Source organism: Bacteroides xylanisolvens, assembly GCF_018289135.1.
Lineage (GTDB): Bacteria > Bacteroidota > Bacteroidia > Bacteroidales > Bacteroidaceae > Bacteroides > Bacteroides xylanisolvens.
The window spans coordinates 3,705,730-3,725,188 of record NZ_CP072216.1 but is presented as its reverse complement, the minus strand read 5'-3'; the positions used below and the strand labels follow the sequence as shown (position 1 = coordinate 3,725,188).

Sequence of the window (19,459 nt, the reverse complement as noted above, 5' to 3'; positions counted from 1 at the left end):
TTAAGTATAAAGTATTAAGTATTAGTGCTGATGGACAGAGAGAGAGAACATATCATAGCGGATAAGACAATGTTGCAGGTGGCGAGAGCTACTTCGATGGTCTTTACTCCATTTTCTATTCCGTTTTTATCGTTTCTGGTGTTATTCCTGTTTTCTTATCTTCGTATCATGCCGATACAATATAAGTTGATCGTGTTGGGAATTGTTTACTGCTTTACCATACTGACACCTACCATTACCATTTTCCTGTTTCGTAAAATCAATGGCTTTGCCCGTCAGGAGTTGAGTGAGCGCAAGAAACGTTATGTACCGATTCTGCTGACTATTATCTCGTATGTGTTCTGCCTGTTGATGATGCGTCGGCTGAATATACCTTGGTATATGACAGGTATCATCCTCGTTTCTTTGGTAGTATCTATTATCTGCATTGCAGTGAACTTAAAATGGAAATTGAGTGAACACATGGCAGGAATAGGCGGAGTGATCGGCGGATTGGTTTCTTTCAGTGCTTTGTTCGGTTACAATCCGGTCGGATGGTTATGCCTGTTTATATTGATTGCCGGTATATTAGGTTCTGCACGAATTGTATTGGGACATCACACGTTGGGTGAGGTGCTTTCCGGTTTTGCGGTTGGCTTGATATGTGCCCTTTTGGTACTTCATCCGGTGAGCAACATCTTATTTCGAGTATTTTTATTTTAAAACAGTATAAATCCTAAAAACTAATTATTATGAACTTTCCACAGAATTTGAAGTACACGAACGAACACGAATGGATTCGCGTTGAAGGAGACATTGCATACGTAGGTATCACTGATTATGCTCAAGAACAATTGGGTGATATCGTGTTCGTAGATATACCGACTGTTGGTGAAACGTTGGAAGCCGGTGAGACATTCGGAACCATCGAAGTAGTGAAAACAATTTCCGATCTTTTCCTGCCTGTAGCAGGTGAGGTGCTCGAACAAAACGAGGCATTGGAAGAAAATCCGGAACTGGTTAATAAAGATCCGTATGGCGAAGGTTGGTTGATTAAAGTGAAACCGACAGATATAAAAGCTGTGGAAGACCTGCTGGATGCCGAAGCATACAAAGCAGTAGTGAATGGATAAGGTTTTCTCCATTACATCAATCGAATAATGTAAAAGATACTATAATCCGAAGCCAGCCTTACCCTCTCTTTTGGGGAGAGGGTTGAGAAGTGGCTCTTTAATTTTTATCCTATGACTCCAATTGTAAGTATTATCATGGGTAGCACGTCCGACCTTCCTGTTATGGAGAAGGCTGCGCAATTGCTGAATGATATGCATGTACCGTTCGAAATGAACGCGCTTTCTGCTCACCGCACGCCTGAAGCTGTGGAAGAGTTTGCAAAGAATGCCCGCAACCGTGGCATTAAAGTTATTATCGCCGCTGCCGGAATGGCTGCCGCCCTTCCCGGTGTAATTGCAGCCAACACTACACTGCCGGTGATCGGAGTACCCGTAAAAGGTTCCGTGCTCGATGGTGTAGACGCACTTTATTCTATCATCCAGATGCCTCCGGGCATTCCTGTGGCAACGGTTGCTATAAACGGAGCGATGAATGCCGCTATCCTTGCCATTCAGATGTTGGCATTGAGTGACGAGAAATTGGCAGAAGCTTTTGCTGCTTACAAAGAAGGACTGAAAAAGAAAATCGTAAAAGCAAACGAAGAACTGAAAGAAGTTAAGTTTGAATATAAAACAAACTAATGTGATTTACGATTTGACAATTTACGATTGACGATTGAAATATCTTCGTAAATCGTATGTTGTCTTTGCACATTGTCTTTGCATATTGCGCAGAAAGTGTTTTCAGTCATCAAATCATAAATCGTAAATCATAAATCATAAATCAAAATGGTTGATCTATTCAATTATTTTCGAAGAGAAACCACAGAAGTAAATATTGGGGCTGTACCGTTGGGCGGCCCCAATTCTATTCGTGTCCAGTCGATGACCAATACGTCTACGCAGGACACGCAGGCTTGTGTGGAACAGGCGAAACGTATTGTTGACGCAGGTGGCGAGTATGTCCGCCTTACAACGCAGGGTATCAAGGAAGCGGAGAATCTGATGAATATCAATATCGGACTACGCAGTCAGGGATATATGGTTCCATTGGTTGCCGATGTGCATTTCAATCCGAAAGTGGCGGATGTAGCTGCTCAATATGCGGAAAAGGTGCGCATCAATCCGGGAAACTATGTAGATGCTGCGCGTACTTTTAAGAAACTGGAATATACAGACGAGGAGTATGCGCAGGAAATACAGAAAATCCATGACCGGTTTGTCCCGTTCCTGAATATCTGTAAGGAGAATCACACTGCGATCCGGATTGGTGTGAATCATGGTTCTTTGTCCGATCGCATCATGTCACGCTATGGTGATACTCCCGAAGGAATGGTGGAATCCTGTATGGAATTCCTTCGTATCTGTGTAGCGGAGAACTTCACAGATGTGGTGATTTCCATCAAAGCCTCCAATACCGTGGTAATGGTGAAAACCGTTCGTCTGTTGGTGGACGTCATGGAAAAAGAGGGGATGACTTTCCCACTACACCTCGGAGTGACAGAAGCCGGAGACGGAGAGGACGGGCGTATCAAGTCGGCTCTCGGCATCGGAGCATTGTTGAGCGACGGGTTGGGCGATACCATCCGCGTATCTTTGAGTGAAGCACCCGAAGCTGAAATTCCGGTGGCCCGTAAATTGGTGGATTATGTTCTGTTGAGGCAGGATCATGCCTATATTCCGGGATTGGAGGCGCCTGAATTCAACTATCTGTCTCCTGAACGCCGTAAGACAAAAGCGGTCCGTAATATCGGAGGTGAACATGTGCCCGTAGTCATTGCCGACCGCATGGACGGAAAGACAGAAGTAAATCCGCAATTCACTCCGGACTATATTTATGCCGGAAGAGCCTTGCCCGAGCAACGGGAAGAAGGCGTGGAATATATTCTTGATGCGGACGTATGGCAAGGAGAGGCCGGAACCTGGCCTGCTTTCAATCATGCGCAACTACCGTTGATGGGGGAATGTGATGCAGCGCTTAAATTCCTGTTTATACCCTATATGGCCCAAACAGATGAAGTGATAGCCTGTCTGAAGTACCACCCGGAAGTGGTAATCATCTCTCAAAGCAACCATCCGAACCGTTTGGGTGAGCACCGTGCATTGGTGCATCAGCTAATGACGGAAGGTTTGCAGAATCCGGTTGTCTTCTTCCAGCATTATGCGGAAGATGATGCGGAGAATTTGCAGATAAAATCTGCAGCCGATATGGGAGCCTTGATCTTTGACGGTCTTTGCGATGGTATCTTCCTGTTCAATCAGGGCAGTTTGAGCCATGCCGTTGTCGACGCTACTGCTTTCGGAATCTTGCAGGCCGGGCGTACCCGTACCTCTAAGACAGAATACATATCCTGTCCCGGTTGCGGCCGTACGCTTTACGACTTGGAGAAAACAATCGCCCGTATCAAGGCAGCCACTTCACATTTGAAAGGCTTGAAGATTGGCATTATGGGCTGTATCGTGAATGGTCCCGGTGAGATGGCGGATGCTGACTACGGTTATGTAGGAGCAGGACGGGGCAAAATCAGTCTTTATAAAGGCAAGGTGTGTGTAGAAAAGAATATTCCTGAAGAAGAGGCGGTAGAACGACTCCTGGAGTTTATCCGGACAGATCGGGAAGAAAACCAACAATGATAATTGGGCACGGAATACAGGTGATGGGGACTGATCTCATAGAAAACCTGTCATCCGTGCCTAACTTTCATGATGAGGATTCTACGGCGACCGGTAACGAGTGCCATTCTTGAACTTTCCTCAAATGCCAATTGCTGAATTCGTTTTAGCTCTTTTAGTTCTTCTTCTCTATTATAAAACCTCATAGTCAGTGAATTATATTAGTAACTGTGGTTACTGTAACCACGGTTACAAAGATGTTTATTCTGAAGGGAACAGCAAACTTTTTCTTTCTTTTATAAATTCTTTACCCTTTCCAATTAAAAATTTTATGATCGTTTCTATTGATTTGTACCAGTCTTATTGTCAAACTGTCAGGATGATATTTAAGTATTTGAATAGCAGTGTTATATCACCTGACGATAGATGTTGATAATAGGCTGACAATAAAATATATCTACTTTTACTGTCAGCCTTATTTTTATCTCTTATGATCCTTTTATGACTTGATAAATAATAGTCTTAGAAGCATGTTCTGAAGTAATGTTGCATTTTAATAACAGCCTCCCAAAGTGATATCTACCTATATAGTTCCATTAACGTGCCTATGTAGTTGCCCTAGAGTGTCAGTATAGTTCTACTGAAGTACCGCTATCTTTACTTTGTCACGGCCGTGGTGACTTCTTCCCACAGCCGTGACGAGTTCCTACCACGGCCGTGGAAAGATCTCGTCACGGCCGTGGAGAGTTAACAATACTGATGCTTTAATGTAACAATACCTACTTGTTAAGTGAAAGATACCAGCTATATATCATTCATTTAATAGGGGGATTCATTTTAAAAAGCTGCTTTCTATGTGGATGGTATGGTTACTGCAGGCGATGATGTCCTTCGGGTGCATCCTGCCCCAAAGCAATCAAAGAACAGGCTGACAATAAAAGTTCTAATTTTTTATTGTCAGCCTATTGTCATGGCTTATTGTCAGCATGTAAACCGATGATAATCATTATACTATCGGGTAAAAACTTTGGTTGACAATAAGAATCATTAAATTTATACGTAGACTTAATATCTGTCTTTCCAATAGTACACATCTTTACAAAAATAGAGGGGAACTTCTGGATGAATCCATTTGTTCCCCTCGAGGGTATTGCTAGCCTTTACCTCTTATATTTTCAAAGGCAAGTAGCAACATCTAAATGTTACGTTTTCGACTTTGCAGTCGTTCGGGTGTCGCTCCATCCGAATTGACTTGCCTTTGTGGTTATTATTAACTTGTTGTTTTACATCTACCGCAAATTTATAGGCACAAAAAAAGCGGAGAGCATTTGCCTATCCGCCAGAGAGGGAGTCCAAGCCCTAAACACACAAACAGGAAACACTCCCCGCATATTGCAAGGAGCATTTATCTGCTTCTCTGTGTGTTTGGAATTTTTGGACTTTTCACTGGCACAGAAATCAGCTAAACGCTTTTTTTTCTTAAAACAAACAATACAGTCGCGCTACGACTGATTGTGCAAAGATAACAATTAATTAAGTTATACAGTCTTTCATCCTATGTTTTTTTCTCTGTGCAGAGTGTTTTTGTTCTATGTTCCATAAAATCGTTTGAAATAGTCTGGTTCCCTTGCTATGACTATATCTCATAAGATTCATATCGTTTATTTTATATATTTTCACTAAACCTCTCGGAGTTATGCGAATTATTGTTATTTTTGCCTCACATAATTTCTAAACAATAATTAAATTATTTATTCGTATGAAAAAGGCCTTGTTATTGTTCGCTCTAGTAGCGATAAGCGTAGTGAGTATCAATGCTCAAGACAACCTGAAATGGGGTGTGATGGCAGGTATGAATGTTAGTAAATACACCATTACAGGTTTTGACAGCAGGATAGGTTTTCACGCAGGAGTTAAAGCAGAAGTGGGATTGTCGCAGGATGCGAATGGTAGTGGTGCCTATATGGATTTCGCTGCATTGTTGACATTGAAAGGTGCTAAAGTTGATGGCGGATCACTTGCAAGCATAACATTTAATCCATACTATCTGGAAGTACCAGTACGTGTAGGATATAAATATGCAGTGAATGATGATTTCTCATTATTTGGTAGTGTAGGTCCTTATATTGCTGTCGGACTGTTTGGAAAAGCAAAAGCGAAAGTGGACGGTGATTATTTTGATTTTGATGAAATAGGAGGCAATTCAGCATCCGAAGATATATTTGGCGACGATGGGCTGAAACGTTTCGATTTCGGTCTTGGACTGAAAGCCGGAGTTGAGTTCAGTAAGAAATATCAGGTTGCCATAAGCTATGATTTCGGACTTGTTGAGGTAATCAAAGAAGTAGGAATGAAGAACAGAAACCTGATGATCTCATTGGGATATATGTTCTAAAACCGATTTTGCAACTTTGTTGCATAAATCATTTGCTACCTTTGCATCAACTAAATGATGAATGTTATGGGACATTGTAGTTGTGGCGCTCACTCATGCGCAACAGAAAAAAAGGTTGATGCAAAGGTTTCGAACTTCCATGAATATGGGAAAGTGATATTCTCTCTCTTGCTGCTGGCAGGTGGAATAATCATGAATGCTCTTGATTTAGCATTCTTCCGTGAAGGATATGTTTCTTTAATATGGTATATCGTAGCCTATCTTCCGGTAGGAATTCCGGTGATGAAAGAAGCCTGGGAAAGCATCAGGGAAAAAGACTATTTCAGTGAGTTTACTCTAATGACTATTGCTACTCTGGGGGCTTTCTATATTGGCGAATATCCGGAAGGAGTAGCCGTGATGTTATTTTATACAGTAGGAGAACTGTTTCAGGATAAAGCTGTAGATAAAGCCAAACGTAATATCGGAGCCTTATTAGACGTAAGACCCGAAAAAGCACTGGTACTTAGAGAGGGTAATCTTGTTACTGAAAGTCCTAAAAAGATAAAAGTCGGTGAAATCATAGAAATAAAGGCAGGTGAACGGGTGCCACTCGATGGAACCATGCAGAATGAGGTTGCCGCTTTTAATACAGCTGCATTAACGGGCGAAAGCGTGCCTCGTAATATTCGGAAAGGGGAGGAAGTGCTTGCCGGAATGATTGTAACCGACAAGGTAATCCGACTTGAAGTGACGAGACCTTTTGACAAGAGCGCACTCGCCCGAATATTGGAACTTGTTCAGAATGCCGCCGAACGCAAAGCCCCGGCAGAATTGTTTATTCGTAAGTTTGCCCGTGTTTACACACCGATTGTTATCATACTGGCCGTATTAATTGTATTGTCTCCATTGGTCTATTCACTTATCAATCCTGCATTTGTATTCACATTTAATGATTGGTTATACAGAGCTTTGGTCTTTTTGGTGATTTCATGTCCATGCGCATTGGTGGTTAGTATTCCATTAGGCTATTTTGGTGGTATCGGAGCGGCATCCCGATTGGGTATTTTATTCAAGGGCGGTAATTATCTGGACGCTATCACTAAGATCAATACGGTGGTATTCGATAAAACAGGAACCCTGACAAAAGGAACCTTTGACGTGCAGGCCTGTAAAAGTGCAGGCGATATTTCGGAAGAAGAATTAGTGAAACTGGTTGCTTCGGTAGAAAGTGATAGCACACATCCGATTGCCAAGGCTGTTGTAAACTACGCAAAAGAACAAAACATAGAACGTGTAGCTGTTATCGGTACGAAAGAATATGCCGGCTTCGGATTGGAAGCAACGGTAGGCGGAATTCCGGTTCTGGTTGGTAATTGCCGGTTACTGTCCAAGTTTGATATATCCTTTCCGCAAGAATTGTTGAAGATAACAGATACCATTGTAGTCTGTGCTGTTGGAAACCGTTATGCCGGTTATCTGTTGTTGGCTGATGCCTTGAAAGAAGACGCAAAGGTAGCTATTGATCGCTTAAAAGCTTTAAATATTGAAAACATACAGATATTATCCGGTGATAAACAGAGTATTGTTACTAACTTTGCGGAGAAGCTCGGCATATCGAAAGCCTATGGCGACTTGCTTCCGGAAGGGAAAATGAAACACGTGGAAGAATTGCGTCAGGATGAGGCAAACCGGATTGCATTTGTCGGCGATGGAATGAATGACGCACCGGTGCTCGCTTTAAGTCACGTCGGTATTGCTATGGGAGGATTGGGCAGTGATGCAGCCATTGAAACAGCCGATGTCGTGATACAGACAGATCAGCCGTCGAAAGTAGCCGAAGCTATCAAAGTTGGAAAGCTGACACGAAGAATCATTTGGCAGAATGTATCACTGGCATTTGGAGTGAAATTGCTTGTGTTGATTTTGGGAGCCGGTGGAATCGCTACTCTTTGGGAAGCTGTCTTCGCAGACGTAGGCGTTGCGTTGCTTGCTATTATGAACGCCGTCAGAATACAGAAAATGATAAAATAGGAGAAAGATGGAAGAAGATATTTATTTGGATAAGCTGGTCAGAAGAGACATTAAGCCAACTGCAATAAGGCTTTTGGTGATAAAAGAGATGATGCAGGCAGAGCGTGCAGTGTCATTGCTTGACCTCGAAACATTGCTCGACACAGTCGATAAATCGACCATATCCCGTACTATTGCTCTCTTCTTGTCTCATCACCTCATACATAGCATAGACGATGGAAGCGGCTCGTTGAAGTATGCCGTTTGCGACAACTCCTGCAATTGTGTGGTACAGGATTTACATTCGCATTTTTATTGTGAGAAATGTCATCGGACATTCTGTCTGGAAGGCACCCATATCCCGGTGATTGATTTGCCTGAAGGATTTACTTTGCATAGCATTAATTATGTCCTTAAAGGGATTTGTCAGGAATGTTCTTCCGTGGGAATGACTTGGCAATGAAATAAAAAAGACCGAAACCCGGAACGATAAAAAGATCGTCAGGTTTCGGCTTTCTGCTTTCGCTAATATTGTTTGATTAGTCAATATTGGGATTCAATGCATGCCAGTCCTTAATGGCTGGGATGATTCCCATTTCAATCACTTCGTCACGAAGTTTACATAAGTGTTCGTAGCTCTTTTCTAATTCTTCCTGTTCGGCAGGAGTTCCGGCTATTTCTTTATAAGTAACGCCGTCTTTAGTAATTGAAGTTTCCATCGCCATCATGATATGGTCGAATTTGCCATTGGAAACATACGTTCCGGCAGGCCAGCGGAATGGCTGTCCGCCCATAGCAGCAGCAATCATTTCGATAGACAGATAAGCCGGGCTTTGGAAAGAAGAACGGCCGCGCAGGTCGATGATATGTTTTCCACCCTGGATGACACGTACTTTCAGTGCTTCCCATTCCGTCAACGGAAGGCGGGTAGTACCGATGAAATCGGTCAGGGGTTCTCCTTTTATTTTGGTGGTAGATGCAAATACAGCCATTTGTTCTCCATGACCGCCATACGTACGACAATTCTGAATGTCGGAAGCGGGGATATGGAAGTATTTCACCAGTTCGTTTTGCAGGCGGGTGCTATCCAGTGCAGCCAATGTAGAAACTTGTGAAGGTTTCAAACCTGCATACAATAAAGTAATCAGACCGGTGATGTCTGCAGGATTAAAGATGACAACGATATGTTTTACGTTCGGGCAATATTGACGAACGTCTTTTCCGAATTGAGCGGCAATCTCTGCATTTCCTTTCAACAGATCTTCGCGGGTCATACCTGCCTTACGGGCTGCTCCACCGGAAGAAACAATATAAGAAGCTCCGGTCAGCGCTTCTTTGATGTCGGAAGTATAGGTAAGGTTGACACCTTCAAAACCGCAATGATACAGTTCTTCAGCTACTCCTTCCAAAGCTGGTGCGAATGGATCATAGAGACAAATATTCGGAGTGAGTTTCATCATCATGGCTGTTTGTGCCATGTTGGAGCCGATCATTCCGGCAGCTCCCACAATCGTAAGTTTCTCGTTGGTTAGAAATTCCATAATTTTATATGTTTAAAAAGGTGAATAATTTACTCTTTCTTTTTGTCGCTACAAAGTTAACATATTAGAACGCAGATTGTTCATTGCAAATAGTTTTGCCCGATAACGAAAAGTTATAGCTGACTGATTGAGGGATCTATTCAAAATAGATTATCTTTGTATCTTATATAATATAATAGATAAGAATATGAGCATCGAATTAGGAAAGTTCAACCAGCTTGAAGTCGTGAAGGAAGTCGATTTCGGCGTATATCTCGATGGTGGGGAAGAAGGTGAGATTTTGTTGCCTACCCGCTATGTGCCCGAGGATTGTAAGATAGGAGATTTTTTGAATGTGTTTCTTTACCTGGATATGGATGAGAGGCTGATTGCTACGACACTGACCCCGTTAGTGCAGGTCGGACAGTTTGCTTGTCTGGAAGTCTCCTGGGTAAATCAATACGGAGCTTTCCTGAACTGGGGATTGATGAAAGACCTGTTTGTGCCGTTCCGTGAGCAGAAGATGAAAATGCAGGTTGGACGGAAATACGTGGTTCATGCACATGTGGATGAAGAGAGTTACCGTATTGTGGCTTCAGCAAAAGTGGAACGTTATCTGTCGAAAGAAAAGCCGGAATATGCTCCGGGAGCAGAGGTGAATATTCTTATCTGGCAGAAGACGGACTTAGGCTTTAAGGCAATTATAGATGATATGTATAGCGGTTTATTGTATGAAAATGAAATATTCTGTCCGTTGGAGACAGGGATGGAAATGAAAGCTTTTGTGAAACAGGTGCGTGAAGATGGTAAGGTCGATTTGATTCTTCAGAAACCCGGTTTTGAAAAGATTGACGATTTTTCGAAAACGCTGCTAGACTATATCAAAGAGCACGGGGGACGAATCAACTTGAATGATAAAAGTCCTGCGGAAGATATCTACGACACGTTTGGTGTCAGCAAGAAAACCTTTAAGAAAGGAGTGGGCGACTTGTATAAGAAACGTCTGATTACCTTGCACGAGGATGGCATTGTTTTGGCGGATTCCTAAACAGAATAGGGATTTCCCTACATACGAATAGAGAGAATCATTGGGGTGGGGAGTTTCCTCACCCTATTTTTGTGGTATCAGATTAAAGATATAAATAATAAAAACGAGATAAGTTATGCGTAAGATTATAATAAGTTTCTGCATCCTGTTCGCTGCCCTTTCCTTACAAGCGCAGTCTGTTAACGGAATCCGTATCGACGGCGGGAATACTCCGATACTTGTTTACTTGGGAGGAAACCAAATCAGTTTGCCTACTACTACCTGCTTTATAGCCAATTTGAATCCCGGACATTATACTGTTGAAGTATATGCCACCCGCTTTACCCGTCCGGGAGAGCGAGTATGGAAAGGAGAAAAATTGTATAAAGACTATGTTTATTTCGATGGTAGGGGAGTGAAAGAGATATGGGTAGACGGACGTGATAACGTGCACCCGGAAAGACCCGACCGCCCCGGACAGGGGGGACATCGTCCGGGACAAGGAGAACACCGCCCAGGATATGGTTACAACAGGGTCATGAACGATCAGCTCTTTCAAACGTTTTATAATGAGATGAAGAAGGAGCCTTTTAAAGATGATCGTATAAAGTTGCTTAATGCTGCATTGGCCGGTTCTGATTTTACATCTGCCCAATGTCTCCAACTGACCAAACTTTATACATTTGACGATGACCGGATGGAAATTATGAAGATAATGTATCCCCGCATTGTAGATAAAGAAGCTTTCTTTACAGTGATTAATACCCTGACATTTACTTCCAGCAAGGACAAGATGAATGATTTTGTGATAGGGTATGGTCGGCGTTGATACTATTAACTGTACGGTTATAGAGATATGTTACGCATGTTTATTGAGGAATATTATCGGAATAATAAATGATAGGAGATTGAATTATGAAACGAATACTTTTTTTACTCTTTGCGGTCGGTCTGACTGCCAATATGACCGTAATGGCTGGAATGAGCACCAGCAAGGTACGTAAGGAGACACGTTTTCTTACCGATAAGATGGCGTATGAATTGAGTTTGAGTACACAGCAATATAATGATGCGTATGAGATTAATTACGACTTTATTTATTCTGTCCGTAATATAATGGATTACGTAGCACGTGGTTACGAATGGGCATTGGATGATTATTATGAAGCTTTGGATATCCGTAACGATGATCTTCGCTGGGTATTGAGTGATGCGCAGTATCGCCGGTTTCTCGGTGCCGAGTATTTCTATCGGCCGATTTATGTAACCGGAGGGAAATGGAGTTTCAGGGTGTACATCAATTACCCGAACCGTAGCTTGTTCTATTTTGGTGTGCCTTATCATTACCGTACTTATTGTGGAGCGCATTATCGTCCACACTTTCACCATACAAGCTACTATCGGGGAAGATATACTAATTTCAACCATTACTCTGCACCGCACCGGGTGAGAGATCAGAGAGTATATCACTCTTATCGTCGTTCGGACTTCGGTTCTGTCCGGTTCCGTCCGAATACTTCTACTCGTCCGCATAATGCACCGACACGTCCGGGTAATTCTTCCCGTCCGGGTTCATCAACAACACGTCCCGGAACGTCTCGTCCAAGTACATCTACTCGTCCTGATACGTCTCGTCCCGGAACGACAACGCGACCTGGTACGTCGACTCGTCCCCGTCCGGAATCAGGAGATAGACCTTCAACTTCTGTCAGACCGTCTACACCGTCCGGAAGTGGGAGACCGAATAAAGAGGTTGTTCCTGATAGAAACGGGAATACAAACAGAGTAGAAGGAGATCGTAATTCCGGTCGCCGTCCGGAAACAAGTTCCGGTTCTTCAAGCTCTAATCGCAGGCCGACAAGCGGAAGTTCGACAAGTAGCGGTTCCAACCGTGAAAGTGGAAAGACAAGTAGCAGCTCAAGGGAAAGTTCAAGTAGGCGAAACGATAGTAGTGGTTCCTATAATAGAAATAACAGTTCTGATAGAAACAATAGTTCTTCCAGTCGTGGTAGCTCCGGTCGTGGCAGTTCTAGTTCCAATCGTGGCAGTTCTAGCTCCAGTCGTAGTAATTCCAGTCGCAGTAGTGAAAATACTACCAGCCGTAGCAGTAGTACTACCTCTAGCCGTAGTAGCGGTAGTTCGAGTTCTACTCGAAGCAGCGGTAGCTCTACCCGGAGCAATGTTTCCAGCGGACAAACAGAAAGACGCTCTTCTTCCGGAAGCACGAGAAGTAATAGTACTCAAAGCTCTTCCCGTTCTTCTGAAAGAAACAGCAGTTCAAGAAGATAACCTATTCCTTTATTATTTATATCAATCTCATTGCTCCTCAGTGGTAGGAGAACTAGACTCCGGTTTTTCACCGGCTAGACTATTCCGGGCGTCGCCCGTAACTTGGATGTCGGGGCGGATACTATCCGCCTCGATTTCACTTATTACTCCTTGCTGTGCAAGACGTTTTGCAATCAGCTTGTAGTAACCTTCCATATTCTCCTTTAATTGTCCGCCTTCTGCAAAAGAACTGCGGAAATGCTTGGGTTTCGGGATAATGGAAGCCAGGAAAATACTTTCTTCCGTGGTCAGTTGCGAAGGGCGTTTCTTGAAATAATAAGCAGACGCTTCCTGAATACCATAAACGAGCGGTCCCCATTCTACAATATTCAGATATACTTCGTACATACGTTCTTTGGAAGTTAGTCTTTCATTCTCTATCAGCCACACAATCAATGCTTCTTCCAGTTTACGCGCAAAGTTCTTGTTACGGTTCAGGAATACATTCTTTACCAGTTGCATGGTGATCGTACTTCCTCCGCGTGCAAAGCGTTTCACTTGCAGGTCGTAAATCAGTGCTTCCCGCAAGGCATCGGGCAGAAAACCGCGATGATAAAAGAATGCTCCATCTTCGCTTTGCATGACAGACATTCTTAGAATGGGGGAAATGCTGTCTAGGGGTGTAAAGTGTCTGCATGAAGGACCGATAGGGAAGGTTCGTACCGGCACTCCATTCTCATAAGCTGTGTAAATGAACTCGTCGGACATTTTGGAGAGTGAAGTAGCTCCATAGCTTATGATATGGAAATCTTTTTCTTTCAATTCAGATTCCAGTTTGAGACTATCCAGTTGCGCAAAATCAATGTCTAACAGAAAATGATAAGCCAGCTCGCCACTTGTCTTGATGCCTTCCAGATTACTGAATAATCCTTTCGGCAGAGAACTGAACAGATCGTCTGCCGGAAACCAGGATTTGTTGACTGCTGCAGTGAAATGCCAGTTTCCCTTCTCCTTCTCGACCCGTAAATAAGGATGAAACTGGAGTTTGTTGAAGTCAACAATGGTGGTACTGTCCAATTCAAATGAGTGTCCGTTTATGTTCATCTCGTAACAGAGTTGTCCGCGATCGAGATGAATGATTTCAGGAGAGAGGGCTTTATGAAATACGTCCAGCCCGTTCACTCTTGCTTTTCCTTTGAGATAGACTTGTTTGGAAGACCCTATTTCTTTCGTCAGGCTATACGATAAAGTGTCAAAGGTTATCTTAGCACCATATCTACGTGTTATATAAGGTATGGAAACTTTTAGAGAATCAGATGAATAAAGCGTTGCTTTTAATGAGTTGTAATGTTGGTGCAGTTCACCATTGGCTATCCAATGCTGTGCTAAACTGTCTTCTTGTATGGTGATGACGGATTGAAAATGATTTTCTTTAATGATAAAAGAAGGAAGAGTGAGAGATACAAAATTATTGTTTTTTCTTTCCGTGATACAGATATTGTTTAGTTGTCCGTTTTCGGGCATAAAACCATAACATAAATTTAATATTTTGTTGATTCGTTCTGCGTAATTTGTTTTGGGGGCCGTTTGTGGCGACGTTCGAGTGAGATATTCTGGTTTCTTTCTAAAAAGAAAATCGTAGTTGGCGATGGAATCCCGCTTTGTGAATGCAAGTGTAATTCCGTCTGCGGCTACATAACGTATTTTTATTTTTCTGCTTAGTAATTTCCAGAAGTTCAGTTTGACACGAGTGGATGTGAGTGTCAGTAATGTGTCTCGTTGTTCGGGTACAACAGAGAGACCTTCGAGGATGATTTCATTCAATCCATTCATTTTCAGATTATCGTAATGAATACGTAGCCCGTGAGTTTGCTCAATATGGGAGGTACGTTTGTCGACTATGCTTCTTAAGAGAGCGTTGCGACTTAAATAAAGACTGATGAGACAGATGAGTAGACCCCCACTGGCTGACAGCAGAAGAATATGTTTCTTACTGTTCTTTTTCATCGTTTGATTTTGATAATTTATCGGATGCAAAGGTAGGCAATATTCTGTTTCGTAGTATATAAACTGTTTTTTTAATTGGTTGTTCGATTCTAAGCGTACAACTGTTCGTTTTCGTACACCACTCTGTTTTGCAATCATTCTGATTATTAGCTTGTTATCTTTTTGGCACGCTCGTTGCATATCTATAGTCGCAAGCGGACAACGAAGAAAAATGAAAAAAGTTCAGAATGTTGCAACCGTTTGAGACACTTGATCCGTCTAATAAACAGAAGAACAAAAAACAGAATGTTGAACAAATAAAAAATATACAATTATGAAAACTACAGTATTATTCAGAATGATCGTTTTAGTTGCTATGGTATTTGCAGGTATCTCTAATGCAACAGTGAAGGCACAAAACAATAACTTCATTACTAATGAAGAAACAGTAGGTGATCTTGTAGTATCGAAGGTGATTTACAGATTAGATGGCTCTCTTTATCGCCACATGAAATATGATTTTACCTATGACGATCAAAAGAGAATGGCTACCAAAGAGGCTTTCAAATGGGACGCTTCCACTGACAAATGGCTGCCGTACTTCAAGATTGAGTATACTTATTCTTCTAATGAAATCACTCTGGTATACGCACGTTGGAATGATTCTCACAGAGCTTACGATGCGGCTGTTGAAAAGAGCGTGTACGAATTGAACGACGCTAATATGCCGGTAGCTTATATGAACTATAAATGGAATGATAAATGGATTGAAGAATCTAGTGTGAACTGGGCTATGAACGTGGCTACTCCGGCAACGAATGAAGCAACTCTGCTGACTGCCAGCAGATAAAAAAAATTAGGAGTTGTGAAACTTCTTCTCTCTCTCTTAATTTAACTGCATTAAAAACGGTGGATTGCCCTATGAGGAAATCCACCGTTCTGTTTATCAGATAAACAGCTTATATTGATTTGTATTACTTTCCGGTGCGGTGCCTATTTAACGAGCGGCAAATATTCTCCATAACCTTCCTCTTTCATTTTCTCTTTCGGGATAAAACGAAGGGAGGCGCTATTGATGCAATAGCGTAATCCGCCTTTCTCTTTCGGACCATCTGTGAATACATGTCCCAGATGCGCATCCCCGGTTTTACTGCGCACTTCCGTACGTATCATGCCATGCGAAGTATCTTTCTTCTCTGCGATGATATCTTTTTGAATCGGCTGGGAAAAGCTAGGCCACCCGCAACCCGAATCGAACTTGTCGGTAGAAACAAACAAAGGCTCTCCGGTGGTAATATCAACATAAATGCCTGGGCGGTGCTCATTCCAGTATTCATTGTGGAAGGCCGGTTCGGTGGCATTCTTCTGGGTTACTGCATATTGTTCCGCCGACAGTTCCTTGCGGAGGGTTGAGTCATCCGGTTTTTGATACACTTTTGTTTTCGGTGCATTGGCTTTGCGTGCCATTTCAAATAAAGCGGGATTGATATGGCAATATCCTCCCGGATTTTTATCCAGATAGTCCTGATGGTAAGTCTCTGCCGGATAGAAATTAGTCAATGGCTTTACTTCTATAGCGATAGGAGTCTTATATTGTGCAGACAATAGTTTAATAGCCTGGTTAATGACAGGAAGATCTTCTTTATTTATATAATAAATTCCGGTTCTATACTGTGTTCCCCGGTCATTACCCTGACGGTTGAGGCTGGTAGGATCAATTGTCTTGAAATACAGATCGAGCAGCAAATTTAAATCTACCGTTTTAGGATCATAAACCACCTTTACTGTTTCCGCAGCATTGGTTTTTCCTGAACAGACCTGTTCATAACTTGGGTTGGCAACATTACTGTTGGCATATCCTACTTGAGTACTTTCTACTCCTCGAATTTGTTTCAGGAAATGTTCTGTTCCCCAGAAGCATCCTCCTGCAAAATAGATTTCTGCTTGATTTTTCATTGGTTTAGCAACTCCTAAAAATGTATTACTAATCACTACGATCACTATGATGATAAAATACTTCATATCCGTTAGTTCTTTCTATAATAACGAATGAACCAACGGATATGTTTGAAGGAACTACTATACTAAACTCAAATATATTTCTTTTTATTCAATGACTTGTCCTTTGTAGAAATCCAGAATTTTAGTCCGGAATAGATAGTCGTATTTAGCTTGCAACTTATCCGAAAGAGCTTTCGTCAGATTAAGTTTGGCTTCATTATATTCTACAAAGGTAGCTTTGCCGTTATTGAATTTCTCACTCATCAGGCGGAAAGACTCCTCGTTGGCTTTCACTGCCACTTCACTGGAGTTGTACTTGCTTTCAGCAGCTAGAGCATTATACCAAGCCTGCTGAATCTCTTTGTAGAGTACTTTCTTTGCGTTATCCAATCTCAAAGATAAGTCTATTTGTTGTAAACGAGCGGTGCGTACTCGGTTTCGTGTAGAAAAACGATTAAAGATCGGAACGCTCAAATTGAATCCTACATACTTATTCAAGTTGTTCTTTATCTGACTGCCGAAGCTGTTTTCTGATCTTCCGCTCACCGTATAATAATTGCTACCCAAACCGGCGCTGAAAGATAATTGTGGATAGAATGCACTTTGAGCAATACGAATGCTATTAAGACTACCTTGTAAACGGTATTCTGCAGCCTTAATACTTGGTTTGTAAGCAAGAGCCTGTGTATATATATCATCCGGTGGGGTGAGAGATTCGAACTCTAGTTCTTCCTTAGGACTTTCGAGCACGAATCCTTCAGGCGTAGGTAATTCCAAAAGTTGGGTGAGGTCTAATAATGATAACTTGTACGTATTGTCTGATTGTACAGCAGTCATTTCGTCCTGTGCGACACGGGCTTGTGCTTCGGCCACTTCAGAAGGAGATGCTTTACCTACTCCGTGGAGCCCTTGGATGCGCTTTAGCTGGTCTTTGCTTAAATCTACCTGATTATGAGCAACCTTACTTAATTCTTGGTTGAATAAAACCTGCAAATAAGCGGAAGTGACATTGATTGCAATGTCTTCTTTGGCTTTATTCAAATCTTCTATAGCGGCTTTTAAATCCAACTTGGCAAGTGAATATTGGTTGGATAACTGTAAACCGGTAAATATAGGTACATTGGTTCCCAAGCTGAAGCTGGTATTGGCACTGTTAATGTCACTATACGAGTTATCTATCGGAGAAGCGGTACGTCCCCAACTCCAGTTTTGGCTGGCGCTACCGCTCAAATTCGGAAGACGTGTCCATTTGCTAGTGTTTACACTCACTTTATTAGCTTCAACACTGTTGGCCGATTGACGAATTTCTATATTATGCTCGATAGCATAGTCGATACATTGCCGCAATGTCCATGCTTGCGGAGAGTTGTTCTGCGCTTGGATAGAAGTGATTCCGATCCCGGCAAGCAGAAGGGCTGATATGGTTTTACGAATTATTTTCATTGAATTCAATTATTTGTCTTTTTTCTCTGCACCCCGTACTTTGTCCTGTGCAGTTATTCCTTTCTTGATTTCTATCTTGATTCCATCACTCATTCCGGCAGTCACCTGCGTACGCTGGAACTTTTGTTCAGGCACTGAATCTGTCATGATGTACACAAATGTAGAGTCGCCATTAAACTCAATAGTGCTTTCGGGCACTGCCAATACTTGATTTGCCCTTTGCAACACGATTTCCGCATTAGCCGAATATCCGGAACGAATCTGAACGGAATCCGGAATGGTAATTGCAGCCTTGATTTCAAATTGGTTGGCACCATTGGTTTCTACCCCTTTCGGAGAGATATATTCCAGAATGGCGTTGAAAGTCAGATTCTGCAAAGCTCCGATTGTCAGTTTGATCGGCATCTGTTCATGGATACGTCCCACTTCCGTTTCATCAATATTACCACGGAAAATCATGTCGTTCATATTGGCTACCGTAGCAATCGTGGTTCCATCATTGAACGTGTTACTCATAATCACAGAGTTACCGGCTTTTACAGGTACATCCAAAATCAATCCGTCAATGGTAGAACGAATCATCGTACTACTGAACGATGCACTGTTTTTGGTAATCCCTTCTTTTACGATTTCCAGATTATCTTTAGCCGTCTGTCTCTCTTCACGAGCTTGCTTCAAGGCTACTTCACTTTTCTCATATTCTTCCCGGCTAATCAGCTGATCTTCGTACAACTTCTTTACACGGGCAAAATCCGTTTCTGCCTGTGTTGCATTAATCTCTGCCAGGCGCACACGACTTTCCGCAGAATTCAGTTGACCGAGTTCAGGGATTACTTTTACTTTGGCGATAACTTCCCCTTTCTTCACAGCTTGTCCGGCTTCTTTGTACACTTCGTCGATAATACCCGAAATCTGCGGTTTGATTAAAATTTCGTCTCTCGGTTCCACCTTTCCGGTAGCTACTGTAGTCTTTTGGAGATCAGTGACTTCCGGTTTTACTATTTCGTAAGTGATTACCTTGGGTTTAGACTTCTGATAAAGGAATACGAATGTTCCGACAAGAATGATAGCAATGACTACCAATAATGTGATTTTCAGATACTTTTTCATGACTTTATTTATA

16 protein-coding genes are annotated in these 19,459 nt (G+C 42.3%); 11 read left to right on the top strand and 5 right to left on the bottom strand.

Annotated elements, in window-relative coordinates; genetic code table 11:
* Positions 1 to 30: 30 nt before the first annotated feature.
* From INE92_RS15825 to INE92_RS15795, 7 genes are all read left to right on the top strand, one after another.
* Positions 31 to 702 (top strand): phosphatase PAP2 family protein, encoded by a 672-nt coding sequence (locus INE92_RS15825; protein WP_004316578.1) that lies wholly within the window; start codon positions 31 to 33, stop codon positions 700 to 702.
* A gap of 29 nt (positions 703 to 731) precedes the next feature.
* The gene (gene gcvH, locus INE92_RS15820) at positions 732 to 1,112 is read left to right on the top strand and encodes a glycine cleavage system protein GcvH (protein ID WP_009040178.1); all 381 of its coding nucleotides are present in this window, start codon (positions 732 to 734) and stop codon (positions 1,110 to 1,112) included.
* Positions 1,113 to 1,223: 111 nt separating this feature from the next.
* Complete coding sequence (gene purE, locus INE92_RS15815) at positions 1,224 to 1,733, top strand: 5-(carboxyamino)imidazole ribonucleotide mutase (RefSeq protein WP_004296231.1); 510 nt, start codon at positions 1,224 to 1,226, stop codon at positions 1,731 to 1,733.
* Positions 1,734 to 1,880: 147 nt separating this feature from the next.
* Positions 1,881 to 3,725, top strand: coding sequence for a 4-hydroxy-3-methylbut-2-en-1-yl diphosphate synthase (locus INE92_RS15810; protein WP_195436129.1), 1,845 nt, complete (start codon positions 1,881 to 1,883; stop codon positions 3,723 to 3,725).
* Between the two features lie 1,738 nt (positions 3,726 to 5,463).
* Complete coding sequence (locus INE92_RS15805; RefSeq protein WP_195436137.1) at positions 5,464 to 6,099, top strand: porin family protein; 636 nt, start codon at positions 5,464 to 5,466, stop codon at positions 6,097 to 6,099.
* 66 nt (positions 6,100 to 6,165) lie between these two features.
* The gene (locus tag INE92_RS15800; protein ID WP_195436139.1) at positions 6,166 to 8,112 is read left to right on the top strand and encodes a heavy metal translocating P-type ATPase; all 1,947 of its coding nucleotides are present in this window, start codon (positions 6,166 to 6,168) and stop codon (positions 8,110 to 8,112) included.
* A 7-nt stretch (positions 8,113 to 8,119) separates the two neighbouring features.
* Positions 8,120 to 8,554 (top strand): Fur family transcriptional regulator, encoded by a 435-nt coding sequence (locus INE92_RS15795; RefSeq protein ID WP_195436141.1) that lies wholly within the window; start codon positions 8,120 to 8,122, stop codon positions 8,552 to 8,554.
* 76 nt (positions 8,555 to 8,630) lie between these two features.
* Here the strand turns inward: INE92_RS15795 and INE92_RS15790 are convergent, their stop codons facing one another.
* Positions 8,631 to 9,632, bottom strand: a complete 1,002-nt coding sequence (locus INE92_RS15790; RefSeq protein WP_008026201.1) for a malate dehydrogenase — start codon at positions 9,630 to 9,632, stop codon at positions 8,631 to 8,633.
* Positions 9,633 to 9,819: 187 nt separating this feature from the next.
* Between INE92_RS15790 and INE92_RS15785 the strand changes: the two genes are divergently transcribed.
* From INE92_RS15785 to INE92_RS15775, 3 genes are all read left to right on the top strand, one after another.
* A complete protein-coding gene (locus INE92_RS15785; protein ID WP_004314988.1) occupies positions 9,820 to 10,659 on the top strand; it encodes a CvfB family protein in 840 nt (279 codons plus the stop codon).
* A gap of 115 nt (positions 10,660 to 10,774) precedes the next feature.
* Positions 10,775 to 11,467 carry a DUF4476 domain-containing protein gene (locus tag INE92_RS15780; protein ID WP_087317846.1) on the top strand — a complete coding sequence of 231 codons (693 nt, stop codon included), beginning with the start codon at positions 10,775 to 10,777 and terminating at the stop codon, positions 11,465 to 11,467.
* A gap of 86 nt (positions 11,468 to 11,553) precedes the next feature.
* Positions 11,554 to 12,927 carry a hypothetical protein gene (locus INE92_RS15775; protein WP_195436143.1) on the top strand — a complete coding sequence of 458 codons (1,374 nt, stop codon included), beginning with the start codon at positions 11,554 to 11,556 and terminating at the stop codon, positions 12,925 to 12,927.
* A gap of 27 nt (positions 12,928 to 12,954) precedes the next feature.
* Here the strand turns inward: INE92_RS15775 and INE92_RS15770 are convergent, their stop codons facing one another.
* On the bottom strand, positions 12,955 to 14,913 hold the full coding sequence (locus INE92_RS15770) for a biosynthetic peptidoglycan transglycosylase (protein WP_195436147.1): 1,959 nt from the start codon (positions 14,911 to 14,913) through the stop codon (positions 12,955 to 12,957).
* A gap of 313 nt (positions 14,914 to 15,226) precedes the next feature.
* Here INE92_RS15770 and INE92_RS15765 point away from each other — a divergent pair, with 313 nt between their 5' ends.
* Positions 15,227 to 15,742: a DUF3836 domain-containing protein gene (locus INE92_RS15765; protein WP_195436148.1), complete on the top strand. Its 516-nt coding sequence runs from the start codon at positions 15,227 to 15,229 to the stop codon at positions 15,740 to 15,742.
* Positions 15,743 to 15,885: 143 nt separating this feature from the next.
* Here INE92_RS15765 and msrB read toward each other — a convergent pair whose 3' ends face one another.
* The 3 genes from msrB to INE92_RS15750 form a co-directional block, all read right to left on the bottom strand.
* Positions 15,886 to 16,914, bottom strand: coding sequence for a peptide-methionine (R)-S-oxide reductase MsrB (msrB, locus tag INE92_RS15760; RefSeq protein WP_195436161.1), 1,029 nt, complete (start codon positions 16,912 to 16,914; stop codon positions 15,886 to 15,888).
* Between the two features lie 84 nt (positions 16,915 to 16,998).
* A complete protein-coding gene (locus INE92_RS15755) occupies positions 16,999 to 18,336 on the bottom strand; it encodes a TolC family protein (RefSeq protein ID WP_195436162.1) in 1,338 nt (445 codons plus the stop codon).
* A gap of 9 nt (positions 18,337 to 18,345) precedes the next feature.
* Entirely contained in the window at positions 18,346 to 19,446 is a 1,101-nt protein-coding gene (locus INE92_RS15750; RefSeq protein ID WP_151934573.1) for an efflux RND transporter periplasmic adaptor subunit, read from the bottom strand.
* Between the last annotated feature and the right edge of the window lie 13 nt (positions 19,447 to 19,459).